This window comes from Thetidibacter halocola (genome assembly GCF_018224955.1).
Classification (GTDB): Bacteria; Pseudomonadota; Alphaproteobacteria; order Rhodobacterales; family Rhodobacteraceae; genus Thetidibacter; species Thetidibacter halocola.
In genome coordinates this window covers 189,571-201,919 of sequence record NZ_JAGTUU010000010.1, presented here as the reverse complement: position 1 = coordinate 201,919, position 12,349 = coordinate 189,571, and the positions used below count along the sequence as shown (strand labels likewise).

The following is a 12,349-nucleotide window of genomic DNA, read 5'->3' as shown; positions in this document are numbered from 1 at the left end:
GCTTCCTGCTCCCGTAGGATGCCGATGATCTGTTCCTCAGTGAACTTCAATCTCTTCATGGTCCGGTCCTCTTCGTGGGCCAGACTCTAGCATCAGATGGAGGAGTTATCGGGGGTCAGAGCACGACCGATAGGCCAAAAAAAAACCCGCCGAAGCGGGGTCAGATACCTTAGGTTGTCGCGTCTCAGGCAATCAACAGTTCTTCCTTTGTCTTGCCTGCTTCCAACGCCTCTTTGAACCAGTTCGGCGCGCGTCCCTTGCCCGTCCAAGTGTTCATGGGATCGTTCGGATCGATGTATTTCGGCGCGCTCTTTGTGCCGGTGTCGCGGCGCTTCTTCGTCGTCGAAACGGTGCCAACGAGTTCGTCGACCGTAAGTCCCGCTTCCTTAGCGAGTTCGTGAATACGCTTCATCGCCTCGGCGCGCTTTTCCTCTTTGAGTTCCGTCATGCGTTTTTGAACATCGTTTGCGAGTGCGCCAAGTTCATCCATGTTCAGTTTGCTCAGATCGATCTTTGCCATTTCAGTCTCCATTGTTTCTGTGAGACCGAATGTAAAAAGTCTGGCCCATTAAGCAACCACAAAAGAGCCGTCATTCTTCGTCTTCTTCGCTTTTTTCTCTTTTCTTCGTTCGATACTCGTCCATCGAATGTATCTGTAAGTTCTCAATCAGGTCGTCCGAAAGTTCCATGTTCTTGAGATAGAACCGCTGCAACATCGCCACAGACGTTCCCGCGTTCTTTGCCAGACTGTGTATGTTTACCAGACCTTTAGACGAACGAAGACGCGCTTGGAGTGCGTAGTGTCTGAACGAGTAGGGGGTTCTAGGCTGACCATACTGATCCAACTTTAAGCCACATGTCTCTGCGGTGTGATTGAACACATGGCCCGTTCGTTTGACCAAATTCGATCTGTCTTTGATCTGCGGAAAGAACACGAAATCTTCCGATGATGCGTCAGGATACAACAGTTGTTGTGAGGTGTAGAGAACGACCGCCAACGGCATCGACACCGCGACACGCGCCCCAGTCTTACCTTTGATATACAGTCGCAAGTGATTGTTCGGCGTCTCGTGTAGTTCCACGTTCTTGTGCCGCAACCCATAGAGTTCCGATTCAGTCGGTCGCAGAAACGTATGAACCATAAACTGTAACATGCGCACAAACTCAGGTGTAACCACCGTGCCTTCTGCGGTCTCTCTATCTCGTCCTTGTTGTTTGATCGTCGTGATAAACTTCTTGTATTCGGCGTCCGAGAACGAAGGTCGCGGTTTGTCTTTGAGTTCGAGTTTCGGCACGGCGGGCACAGACGTTATCAAACCGTCTTCCATCGCCAAGTGCAGCACCTGACGCGCCATCAAGATTTGCTTCTGTTTGGTGCCGTTCGCGAGAGGTTTGTCCCGTCGTTTGTCTAGATGAATGAGATATTCGCGAAAGTGGCCTGTGTTGATCGCTCGAACGTCCCAGTTGCCGAAATATGCAACCAGACCGTCTTCTGGACGGTGAAGGATCTTGTTCCGATCTTTGATCGTGTTTGCCTTACCTTCCAAGACCGCTTGGTCATACAACATCTTGGCATAGTGTTCGAACGAATGTTCTTTCTTGAGTTCTGGCTGCGCGATGGCACCAGATTTCAACTCAGTTAGAAACTCCCACGCCTCTTGTTCCGCCTTGACGCGAGACGTCTCCTCGGTTGATCGGAAGTGATACTTTTTCGTCTTCGTATCGTAGGCACGGGCATACCAGAACGGCGAACGCCCGCGTTTGAAGATGCTCAGACCGCGCTTCAGACGACGCAAGTCTGTGTAAGATTCTTTGCTCGTAACAGTCACACCGGACCTCTTCCGAAGTGTAAAACTGTGTAAAGGTTTCGAACATGGTTTGGGAAAGTCAACCAGCGTTGAGAAAACCGTTTGTTTTCAGGTGGTTGAGTGGTGGGCGACCCTGGAATCGAACCAGGCGTGCGTCTCCGCGAGGGAGTTACAGTCCCCTGCCACACCTTGCGGCCTGTCGCCCACCGGACCGGATAGACCCGGCGTGAGCGCGGGATTACCGCCGCCCGAAACCGGCGTCAACAGGAAATTCCCTTGCATGCGGGCGGTCGTGCGGGCAAGCAACCGGGCATCGGAACGGGGGATGCGGCATGGCGATGAAACCGAAATGGGTGGTCGAGAAGGAACAGGCGAAAAAGGCCGCGGCCAGCGAGACCGTCTGGCTGTTCGGCCTGCACGCGGTGCGCGATGCGCTGCTCAATCCCCGGCGCGACCGCGTGCGCCTGGTCCTGACGCCCAACGCCGCCGACAAGCTGGCCGATGCCGTCGCCACCAGCGGCATGACCCCGGAGATCAGCGATCCGCGCAAGTTCGCCGCCCCCCTCGATCCGCAATCGGTGCACCAGGGCGCCGCGCTGGAGGTCAGGCCGCTGGATTGGGGCTCGCTCGAGGATGTGGCGATGGCCGAGGGCACGGGCCCCGCGCGGCTCGTCCTGCTGGACCGGGTCAGCGATCCGCATAACGTGGGCGCGATCCTGCGCTCGGCCGAGGTCTTCGGCGCGCGGGCGGTGATCGGCACCCGCCACCATTCCGCGCCCGAAACCGGCGCGCTGGCCAAGACCGCCTCGGGCGCGCTGGAACGCCAGCCGTATCTGCGTGTGACGAATCTCGCCGAGGCGATCCGTGACCTGCAGGAGATGGGGGTCCTGGTGCTGGGTCTCGACGGCGAGGCCGAGCACACCGTCGAACAGGCGCTGGAGGGCCGCCGCGACCACGCGGTGGCGCTGGTGCTGGGGGCCGAGGGGCCGGGCCTGCGCAAAAAGACGCGCGAGACGGTGGACGCGCTGGTGCGCATCCCCTTCGCCGGCGGGTTCGGGTCGCTGAACGTGTCCAACGCGGCGGCGGTCGCGCTTTACGCCAGCCTGCCACGTTGACCCGGGCGGGCCGGGTGCCTACCTGCCCCAGACAGGAGAGACCCATGCCCCAGCCCAAGATCGCCACATGCAGCTATTGTGGCACCCGCGCCGCGCTGATCCTCGACCGGGGGCGGCATGAACTGGCCTGCGCCAGTTGCGGCGCGCCGCTGCACGACCTCAAGATGCTGAAGACCGAGGCGGTCGACCATGCGCCGCACCGCCCGAAACCGGGCCGCGGCCCCCGGCCCGGCGGGCCCGAAGCAGCGATGGCGCCCTGGATGGCGAGCCCCGAGGGCCGCAAGGTGAAGAAGAAAAAGAAGCGCAAGGGACTGGCCGCGCGCTTTTTCGACGAAGCCTTCGACGCCATCGAGGACCTGTTCGACTGACGCCCATGCCCTTGCGGCGCAACGCGGGAAGCCTCTGGCCTTCGCGCGGGGCTTGGCGTATCTGCGACGCAAGCGAAGGAGGCCCCATGACGGATTTCGAGACCCCCGGCCCGGTCGAGGAAAACTGGCGCGACGCGATCTCTTCGGTCGAGGAGATCATCGAGGACGCGCGCAACGGTCGGATGTTCGTCCTGGTCGACCACGAGGACCGTGAGAACGAGGGCGACCTGGTGATTCCCGCGCAATGGGCGACGCCGGACGCGGTGAACTTCATGGCGCTCTACGGGCGCGGGTTGATCTGCCTGGCGATGACGTCCCGCCGGATCGACGCGTTGGGCCTGCAATTGATGTCGACCAACAATTCCTCGCGGCACGAGACGGCGTTTACCGTCTCGATCGAGGCGCGCGAAGGTGTGACCACCGGCATTTCGGCGGCCGACCGGGCGCGCACGATCCAGGTGGCGATCGACTCGGGCAAGGGCGCGCAGGACATCGCGACGCCGGGGCACGTGTTCCCGCTGCGGGCTCGGGATGGCGGCGTGCTGGTGCGCGCCGGTCACACCGAGGCCGCGGTCGACGTGGCGCGGCTGGCTGGGCTGAACCCCGCCGGCGTGATCTGCGAGATCATGAACGAGGACGGCACGATGGCGCGCCTGCCCGAGTTGGTGGGTTTCGCCCAGCGTCATGGTCTCAAGATCGGCACGATCAGCGACCTGATCGCCTATCGCCGCCGCAACGACAACCTGGTGCGCGTCCGCAAGGAAGAGACGATCCGCAGCGAGTTCGGCGGCGACTGGACGATGCGGATCTACACCGACCAGACCCATGGCGACGAGCATATCGCGCTGGTCAAGGGCGACGTGTCCGGCCCCGAGCCGGTACTGGTGCGGATGCATGCGCTGGACCCGATGCTGGACATCGTCGGCACCGGCCCAAAGGGCCGCGCGCATGAATTCCAGCACGCGATGCAGGCGGTGGCCGCCGAGGGGCGTGGCGTGGTCGTTCTGTTGCGCGACACGTCGATGAAGCTGGACGTGCATGACGAGGTTTCGCCCAAGACGCTGCGGCAATATGGGCTTGGGGCGCAGATCCTGTCCTCGCTGGGCCTGTCGCGGCTTGTCCTGCTGACCAACTCTCCCACGCCCAAGGTGGTCGGTCTCGACGCCTACGGGCTCGAGATCGTCGGAACCCGCAAGATATCGGAGCTTGGCTGATGGCATCGAACACCGAACACTACACGCTGGCACATGCGCAGTTCGACAAGCCGGTGAAGATCCTGATCGTGGTCGCACCCTATTACAAGGACATCGCCGACCAACTGGTGGCCGGCGCCAAGGACGAGATCGAGGCCTGTGGCGGCACCTGGGAGATCGTCGAGGTGCCGGGCGCGCTTGAGGTGCCCACCGCGATCGGCATCGCCGGGCGGATGAGCAATTACGACGGCTACGTGGCGCTTGGTTGCGTGATCCGGGGCGAGACCACGCATTACGAGACGGTCTGCAACGACAGTTCGCGCGGGCTGACGCTGCTGGGGCTCCAGGGGCTGTGCATCGGTAACGGCATCCTGACAGTGGAAAACCATGAACAGGCGCGGGTGCGGGCCGAGATGACCGGCCAGAACAAGGGCGGTGGTGCCGCGGCGGCCGCGCTGCACCTGGTGGCGCTGTCGCGCAGATGGGGCGGCGGCCGCAAGGGCGTCGGCTTTGTCCCCGCGCGTGACGAATACCGCGTGGCCAGCAAGACGGATACCGCATGATGCGCAAGCGTGAACCCAGCGCGGCGACGCTCAAGGCCCGCCAGATGAAAAGCGCGGCACGGCTATACGCCGTGCAGGCACTGTTCCAGATGGAGGCCTCGGGCCAGCCGCTGGACAAGGTGCGGCGGGAATTCCTCGACCACCGTTTCGGCGCCGAGATCGACGAGGGCGAGGCGATGGTCGATGGCGATATCGACCATTTCTCGGCCGTGATGGAGCAGGCGGTCAGCTGGCAGGCAAGGATCGACCAGATGACCGACCGCGCGCTGGTCGAGAAATGGCCGATCGCGCGCATCGATCCGGTGCTGCGCGCGCTGTTCCGTGCCGCCGGCGCCGAACTGGTGGCGATGGATACGCCGCCCAAGGTGGTGATCGTGGAATTCTGCGACGTGGCCCGCGCCTTCTTTCCTGAAGGCAAGGAGGCCTCCTTCGTCAACGCGGTGCTCGATCACATGGCGCGCGAGGCGAAACCCGAGGCGTTCTGACGCGGCGGCGGGGTTCAACCTGCCCAACCCCTTGCATCGCGGGGTCAACGTCATATTTCCTGCATGGAATGTCAGGAGTTGCGCCATGCCCAGGTTGATCCGTCTCTACATCGTCCAGGTGATGGTGGGCTTCGGCCTGTCGGCAATCTTCGTCGCGGCGCTGCTGTGGTTCGACGTGGCGCGGCTGTGGTCGCTTGTCATCAACAACGATGCGGGGCCGCTGGCGGTCTTCCTGCTGTGGCTGTTTAACGGGATCGTCTTTGCCGGCGTGCAGTTCGGCATCGCGATCATGCGGATGGGGCGGGACGAGGACGGTTCAGGCGGCAAGCGTGATGCGCTGCCGCTGGTGCCCGCGCCGGCGGCGGCCGAGGCCGGAGTGCCGAGGGACGCGCTGCGCCGCCGCTGATCCGGGCGCTGGACGCAATGCCGCGGGATGCTCCCTGAAACGGGGCCAGTTTCCGCGCGGCCGCGCCATGCCCCGATTGATCCGCCTCGACATCCATCAAGGCTGCATCGGGTTCGTCGTGCCGGCGGTCTTCGTTGGGCCGCTCTTGTGGCTGCACTATATCCAGCTGTGGCAAATGGTGAGGCATACTGCGGCTGGACGCTTTACGGCTATCCTGCTCTAGCGCATTTCGGGGTCATCCTGTCCGGGGCCCAGTTCTGGCCGAGGAATGTGCCCGCGTGACACGAGTCTATCCGCGCCGATTTCGGATGATCGCGATTCCGGGGGAATGGGCGGCGGGAACCACCAGACAACCGTATGGGTGAACGCATTCCCGAGGACCTGTTCATACAGGTGGGCGCCAGGTAGTCAGGCCACGGCCAGACCAGAGCCAGCTCCCTCGGATTTGCTTAAGGCCACCGGAATGTACCCGTCTTACGAGAAGGGCAGAACCCGCCTGCGGTGGAGATATGCCTGTGGCGGGGGCGCGGCAAGGGGGCGTCGGGGTTTCTTTTTCGGGCGGGGGGGGCTCCCGTGCCATGAGACCCCCAAGGAATTTTTCGGTCCAAGAAAACCGGTGTCAGCCCTCGGGGAGAAAGCCGTAGCGGCGCAGTTCCTCCGGCAGAAGGATATAGATCTCGTCGGCGGGGGTGGAGAGGGCGTGGGACATGACCATCGGGTCGATACCCATGTCGTCGAGATAGACCATCACCTCGCCCTGGCCGCGCTGGATGTCCTCCACGGCGAGGAAGGCAGGCAGGAAGGTGTTTTCGCCGAAACTATGCTGGTGCACACCAATGGCGGCGTCGGAGTCGATCTGGCGGGGCGTGCCGCCGGCGAGGATGTAGGGGCAGGCCGACAGGCAGATCTCGCCCGCCAGGACGGTCGTGCCGATGCCGCGGTCGCGCAGGAAGCGGCCAAGGATCAGCGCCTCGTGCACCGCGCCGCCGGGGGATTGCAGGATCAGGGTCTCGGGGGCCTGTCCGCCGATCTGCGTAATGATGCGTCCGGCATCGCCGGGGGCGATCGTCCCCTCCAGCCGCCATTGGCCGTCTTCCTGCGTCAGGGTCAGGCGGTCGGGCAACTCTCCGGCGTCACGCAGGGGCTGGACGGCGGGACGGTCGCGCTCTGGCGTGTAGAGGCGGCGCTGGTCGCCGGGGCGCACCGGTTCTGTCAGGCGCGGCGCGTCCGGTGCCGAGAAGGGCAGGCGCGGGGCCGCAAGGTTGATGTCGGCGATGACGAGGAATGCGCCGATCCCCAGCTGGAAGATCAGCACCGCGGCCATGACCCGGGCGATGCTGCCGGCCTTCATGCGGACTTGCCCTTGAAGCCAGTGACCGAGGCCGCGTCGGCCTGTGGCGACTCGGGCGGTTTCGGCTGCATCGGGCGGGCGCGCTCGATCTCATCGAAGGCGGCCATCGCGGCGCGCAGCTCGGCCAGGGTCAGCGTATCCTCGACGCCCGCACCCTCGCGGCCCTGGCGGATGGCGGATTGCGTCACGGCGAGGATGAAGACCAGCACGCCGGGCAGCAGGTCGATGGCGATGGCACCGGCCCAACTGGGCACGAAGTTGCGGGCATAGAGGATGACCGCGTCGGCGGAGGAGAGCGGCGTGTAATTGACCTCGGGGGCCGGGGCCATGTCCTGCACCGCCTGGGCGGCGCGTTCCAGCGTGGTGGCGCGGGTGGCCAGCACCGCCAGCACCGAGTCGATGGTGATGGACTGGTTGGCGCGGCTTTCCTCGGTGCTGGCATCGAGTTCCGGCAGCACGACCGAGGCAGACAGGTCTTGCGCGGCGCGTTCGACCAGCGTGCCGACCGAGAGTTGCCGCAGCCGGGTGATAAGGCCCTGGAGGCGGACGGCGGCCTCGGAGAACTCGACCGAGCGGGCCTCGACATTGCCGGGCTCGACCGTCAGCGCGCGCATCCGCGACAGGATGGCGTTGCCCTCGGCAAAGGCCTGTTCGACCAGCGGGGTCTGGGTTGCGATCTGGGATTCGAGCGCCGTCAGCTCCTCGGATTTCTGCCGCAGCACGCGGAACACCGCGCCCCGGCCCGCCAGGCCCGACAGGCCGCCCTCGGCTTCCTGCGCGGCGAGATCCTCGAAGCTCTGGCGGACGCGGGCCACGTCGCGTTCCAGCGCCTGGCCCGACAGCGCGACCTCGTGGGCGCGTTCCAGGCTGGTCTGGTAGCGTTGCACGGTCTCGGCCAGGTGCTGTTCCACCGCCGCCGAGCCAGCCAGCGCGGCGGCGTTCAGCCACGACGACATGGCAACGATGGCGAGGCTGCCCAGCCCCATCGCCGCCAGCAGCCCGGTGCGGGCGCGGGCGGTGCGCACGGCGGGAAACAGCCGCATCATGTAGGACCAGAAGACGAAAATGCCCACCGACACGGCGACCGAATAGGCGATGGCGGCAAACACCGACATGGCGCCATTTTCATCCAGAAGCGAGGAGACACCCAGATAGGTGTAGATGCCCGAGGCCACCGCGAGAACGCCCAGCGCCGTGCCGGAGAAGGTTTCCAGCCAGTGCACATGGGCTTCGAGTTCGCGGGCGGCGCGAACACCGCGGGCTTCGGCCCGGGTCAGGTGGGAGTCGGTCATGGATGCGCGTCCTTTGTCACTTGGTCCAAGGTAGGGGCTGAACCCAGCGCCGAGAAGGTGGCTTGCGCTTTGTTTACGTTTCGTTCACAATTTGGTCTATGCGAGACGAGATGCAACCCGGTCAGCTTCTGGCGCGTGGCGTTTGCCGCCACCTGGCGGCGCATGGGTTCGCCGTGGTCGAGGAATTCGTGCCCGAACGCGGCAAGCGGGTCGATGTCATGGCGCTGGGGCCCAAGGGTGCGCTTTGGGTGGTCGAGTGCAAGTCGAGCCGCGCCGATTTCCGCTCGGATGGCAAGTGGCCGGGATATCTGGAATGGTGCGACCGCTATTTCTGGGCTGTGGATCAGGATTTCCCGACCGCGCTCTTGCCCGACGAGACCGGGCTGATCGTGGCCGATGCCTATGACGCGGAAATCCTGCGCATGGGGCCGGAGGTGAAACTGGCGGGCGCGCGGCGCAACGCGGTGATCCGCAAGTTCGCCTTGCACGCGGCGCGGCGTCTGCACGGGTTGCGCGACCCCGAGGCGCGGCTGGGCTGAGGGACGGCCGCCGGCGCCAATGCACCGGCGGCACGCAGGGCGGCCTAGAGTTCGGCCAGGTCCCGTTCCAGATCCTTGATCTCGGCGCCGCCGGCCATCAGGCGGCGGATATCCTCGCCCTCGAGTTCCTTGTGGGTGCCCGCACCGATCACCTGCCCCAGCGCGAGGAAGGTGAAGCGGTCGGCGACCAGCTTGGAGTGGATCTCGTTGTGGGTGATGAAGATGATCGCGATGTCGCCGCGGGCGCGGACGCGCATCATCGTCTTCAGCACTTCCATCTGCTGCTTCTGACCCAGGGCCGAGGTGGGTTCGTCCAGGATCAGCACCTTGGCGCCGAAATAGATCGCCCGCGCAATGGCCAGCGTCTGCCGCTGGCCGCCCGACATGGTGCCCACCGCCTGCTGCGGATCGGAGATATCGATCCCGATCTTCAGCATCTCGTCATGGGTGATGCGGTCCATCTCGTCCATCTTGAGCAGGCCGAAGGGGCGCGGCCCCGACGTCAGTTCCCGGCCCATGAAGAAGTTGCGCGTGACGCTCATCAGCGGGTTCACGGCGAGGTCCTGGTAGACCGTGCCGATGCCTGCGTTCGACGCGTCGCGGGGCGAGCGGAAGTTGACCGGCTTGCCCTCGATATGGATCTGCCCCGAGGTCGGGGCGTGAACGCCCGACAGGACCTTGATCAGCGTCGACTTGCCCGCGCCGTTGTCGCCCAGCAGCGCGTGCACCTCTCCCGGGTAGACATCCAGGCTGACCCCGTTCAGCGCCGTGAACGGGCCGAACTTCTTCACGATGCTCTCGACCTTGAGATACGGTTGCTTGGCCATGGCTCAGATCCCCCCGGTGATGCGCTTGCGGATGCGTTCGTTGGCAAAGACGGCGGCCAGAAGCACCACGCCGACGAAGACACGATACCACGACCCGTCGATCCACGGGATGTAGAACACCGCGTTGGCCACGAGCCCGAATGTGACGGCGCCGAACACCACCCCGATGACCGAACCGAAGCCCCCCGTCATCAGCGTGCCGCCTACGACCGCGATGGCGATGGCCTCGAGTTCCTTGAGGTTGCCCTTGGCGGCGTCGGCGGTGTTGGTGTCGAAGACCTGGCAGGCGGCAAAGATCGTGGCGCAGAAGGCGGTGAACATGAACAGGCCGATCTTGACCTTGTTCACCGGCACGCCGTTCGCGCGGGCGCTTTCCTTGTTGTCGCCGGTGGCGAAGATCCAGTTGCCCATCTGCGTGCGGTTCAGCACGATATAGGCCAGCAGGACGATCAGGATCCACCAGACAACGCGGACATCGAGGCCCGTCACCCATTGTTCGTCGCGACGGTTCAGGTTGCCGCCCAGCGCGAACCACAGGTCGTAGAACCAGCCGAAACTCTCGCCGCCGAAGATGCGGGCGAAGAAGTATTCCTGCTTGAAATCCGGCAGGCCGGAAATCTGTGTCGACTGGTTGATCAGGCGGAATGCCACCTCTGTCGTGCCGCGCAGTCCGAAGAGGAAGGCCAGCGTGACGATGAAGCTGGACAGGCCCGACCGCACCACGATGGTGCCGATCAGCCAGCCGAGGGACAGCGTCATCGCCAGCGTGATGAAGAAGGCCGAGGCGGGCGTCGCCTCACCGAGGCCAAAGGGCAGGCCCCATTTCAGCATCATCGCCATCGACATGCCCGCAAAGCCGATCATCGAGCCGATGGACAGGTCGAATTCGCCCGCGATCATCAACAGCGCCGCGCCCGTGGCGATGATGCCAAACTGCGCGATGATGGCGAGGTTGTTTTTAATTCCCAACGGATTGATGGCATTTCCGTTCGAGGCGATGGTGACCAGAACGATCACGACCACCATGACAAAGAACGCGCCGGCCTCGGGCCGGCGGACCAGCCGCATCAGCAAGCTTTCCTGCTTCAGGCGATCGGATTCGGATCGTCCGCTCATACCTGTCCCTCCCTGTCGCTTTGCTAGAATAAAGGGCCGGCCCCGTCTTGGCCGACCCCCCGTTCATGTGCCGCTGGTCAGCGGTTGACGCCCGCCTGCGCCTCGACCGACTCGGCGTTCGAGGCATCGACAAAGCCCGGGCCCGACGGAATGTTCGCGCCCGGCAGCATGCCAGCATAGCTGTTGTAGAGGTGCAGCGTGATGACCGGGATATAGCCCTGGAGATACTGCTGCTGGTCGATGGTGAAGGCCGCGTCGCCCGCCTTGATCATGTTGATCACGCCGGGGCTCATGTCGAAGCAGGCCAGGTGCACGTCGGCGCCCACTTCCTTGATGGCCTCGTTACCGGCTTCGCAGACATGCGGGCCGACGGCGAGGATCCCGTCGATCTCGGGATCGGCCTGAAGCGCGGCGGCGGTGCGGGTCTTGATCTGCGTCACGTCGTTCGACACGTCGATCTGGTTCAGGGGCACGCCGAACGCGTCGAAATACCCGGTGCAACGGTCGACCAGGGCGGTGTTGAACGCTTCCTGGTTCAGGCAGAGGCCCTTGGTCACGCCTTCGGCCTTGGCGCGTTCGCCGGCGGCCTTGCCCGCGTCGTATTCCGGCTGGCCGACATGCATCAGCGCACCAACGCCCTTGGACGCCTCGAGGCCCGAGTTGATGGTGATGACGGGAATGCCGGCATCGGACGCGGCCTTGATTGCCCCGCCCAGCGCGTCGGCGTCGGGCAGCGAGACGATGATGCCGTCAGGCTGGGTCGCGGCGGCGGATTCGATCAGCTTCGCCATGCCGGCCATGTCGCCGGAAGGGTCGAAGTTGTATTCGATATCCGCGCCCACGGCAGCGCCGGCGTCCTTGGCGCCTTTCTCGACCACCGGCCAGAACGGGTCGGTGCCCTGGCTGTGAGTGATGACGACATAGCGCTCCGCAAAAGCGGAGCCTGCGAGCATGGCAAGACCTGCTGCCAGCGTCAAAGCTCTTTTCATTTGGTTCTCCTCCCAGAGAGCTGTTGGCGGTAACAGGGGGGAGTCAAACTGTATGCGCGACTGTTTGGCAAGCTTCTTTCATGATTGCCTGCTTTCAGGAAAGAAATGAAAAGATGGAGCGATGGCGAAAATGATGGTTTTTCGTCATGGCGGGCGGGCGGAGTTGCGTTTTTCCCTCTCGCGGCGCCGGTCTGGGCGGTCTCTTGGACCCGTGCGTGGCGCAACATCCGGCTCTGGAAGGCGTCTTGCATACCCGTTCCAGAATCGGGGCAAGGGTCTGCGGGCCGACCGGATTTC

14 protein-coding genes and 1 tRNA gene are annotated in these 12,349 nt (G+C 64.1%); 7 read left to right on the top strand and 8 right to left on the bottom strand.

The annotated features are described in order from the left end of the window. Positions 1-184: 184 nt before the first annotated feature. From KB874_RS21455 to KB874_RS21445, 3 genes are all read right to left on the bottom strand, one after another. Entirely contained in the window at positions 185-520 is a 336-nt protein-coding gene (locus tag KB874_RS21455) for an H-NS histone family protein (protein WP_212538609.1), read from the bottom strand. Between the two features lie 70 nt (positions 521-590). Beyond that, positions 591-1,829: a site-specific integrase gene (locus KB874_RS21450; protein WP_212538608.1), complete on the bottom strand. Its 1,239-nt coding sequence runs from the start codon at positions 1,827-1,829 to the stop codon at positions 591-593. Between the two features lie 100 nt (positions 1,830-1,929). Beyond that, positions 1,930-2,013: transfer RNA gene (locus KB874_RS21445), tRNA-Tyr, on the bottom strand. Between the two features lie 127 nt (positions 2,014-2,140). Between KB874_RS21445 and rlmB the strand changes: the two genes are divergently transcribed. The 6 genes from rlmB to KB874_RS21415 all read left to right on the top strand — a co-directional run bounded on the left by rlmB (position 2,141) and on the right by KB874_RS21415 (position 5,938). Next, on the top strand, positions 2,141-2,923 hold the full coding sequence (gene rlmB, locus KB874_RS21440; protein ID WP_212538607.1) for a 23S rRNA (guanosine(2251)-2'-O)-methyltransferase RlmB: 783 nt from the start codon (positions 2,141-2,143) through the stop codon (positions 2,921-2,923). Positions 2,924-2,967: 44 nt separating this feature from the next. After that, positions 2,968-3,291, top strand: coding sequence for a hypothetical protein (locus KB874_RS21435; protein WP_212538606.1), 324 nt, complete (start codon positions 2,968-2,970; stop codon positions 3,289-3,291). Positions 3,292-3,377: 86 nt separating this feature from the next. Then, the gene (gene ribB, locus KB874_RS21430; RefSeq protein ID WP_212538605.1) at positions 3,378-4,505 is read left to right on the top strand and encodes a 3,4-dihydroxy-2-butanone-4-phosphate synthase; all 1,128 of its coding nucleotides are present in this window, start codon (positions 3,378-3,380) and stop codon (positions 4,503-4,505) included. Beyond that, positions 4,505-5,047, top strand: a complete 543-nt coding sequence (locus KB874_RS21425) for a 6,7-dimethyl-8-ribityllumazine synthase (protein WP_212538604.1) — start codon at positions 4,505-4,507, stop codon at positions 5,045-5,047. Before ribB ends, KB874_RS21425 begins: the two co-directional genes overlap by 1 nt. Then, the gene (gene nusB, locus KB874_RS21420) at positions 5,047-5,532 is read left to right on the top strand and encodes a transcription antitermination factor NusB (RefSeq protein ID WP_428849255.1); all 486 of its coding nucleotides are present in this window, start codon (positions 5,047-5,049) and stop codon (positions 5,530-5,532) included. The genes KB874_RS21425 and nusB overlap by 1 nt, the downstream gene beginning before the upstream one ends. Positions 5,533-5,617: 85 nt before the next feature. After that, positions 5,618-5,938 carry a hypothetical protein gene (locus KB874_RS21415; protein WP_212538602.1) on the top strand — a complete coding sequence of 107 codons (321 nt, stop codon included), beginning with the start codon at positions 5,618-5,620 and terminating at the stop codon, positions 5,936-5,938. 619 nt (positions 5,939-6,557) lie between these two features. On the opposite strand, the gene KB874_RS21410 is transcribed toward KB874_RS21415, so the two are convergent. Then, on the bottom strand, positions 6,558-7,289 hold the full coding sequence (locus tag KB874_RS21410) for a COG3904 family protein (RefSeq protein ID WP_212538601.1): 732 nt from the start codon (positions 7,287-7,289) through the stop codon (positions 6,558-6,560). Beyond that, positions 7,286-8,581, bottom strand: coding sequence for an AAA family ATPase (locus KB874_RS21405; RefSeq protein ID WP_212538600.1), 1,296 nt, complete (start codon positions 8,579-8,581; stop codon positions 7,286-7,288). The genes KB874_RS21410 and KB874_RS21405 overlap by 4 nt, the downstream gene beginning before the upstream one ends. Before the next feature lie 110 nt (positions 8,582-8,691). Between KB874_RS21405 and KB874_RS21400 the strand changes: the two genes are divergently transcribed. After that, positions 8,692-9,120, top strand: a complete 429-nt coding sequence (locus KB874_RS21400) for an MmcB family DNA repair protein (protein WP_212538599.1) — start codon at positions 8,692-8,694, stop codon at positions 9,118-9,120. Between the two features lie 44 nt (positions 9,121-9,164). Here the strand turns inward: KB874_RS21400 and KB874_RS21395 are convergent, their stop codons facing one another. The 3 genes from KB874_RS21395 to KB874_RS21385 all read right to left on the bottom strand — a co-directional run bounded on the left by KB874_RS21395 (position 9,165) and on the right by KB874_RS21385 (position 12,052). Beyond that, positions 9,165-9,947: an ATP-binding cassette domain-containing protein gene (locus KB874_RS21395; protein ID WP_212538598.1), complete on the bottom strand. Its 783-nt coding sequence runs from the start codon at positions 9,945-9,947 to the stop codon at positions 9,165-9,167. A gap of 3 nt (positions 9,948-9,950) precedes the next feature. Further along, complete coding sequence (locus tag KB874_RS21390; protein WP_212538597.1) at positions 9,951-11,063, bottom strand: ABC transporter permease; 1,113 nt, start codon at positions 11,061-11,063, stop codon at positions 9,951-9,953. 77 nt (positions 11,064-11,140) lie between these two features. Further along, a complete protein-coding gene (locus tag KB874_RS21385; protein WP_212538596.1) occupies positions 11,141-12,052 on the bottom strand; it encodes a sugar ABC transporter substrate-binding protein in 912 nt (303 codons plus the stop codon). Positions 12,053-12,349: the final 297 nt, after the last annotated feature.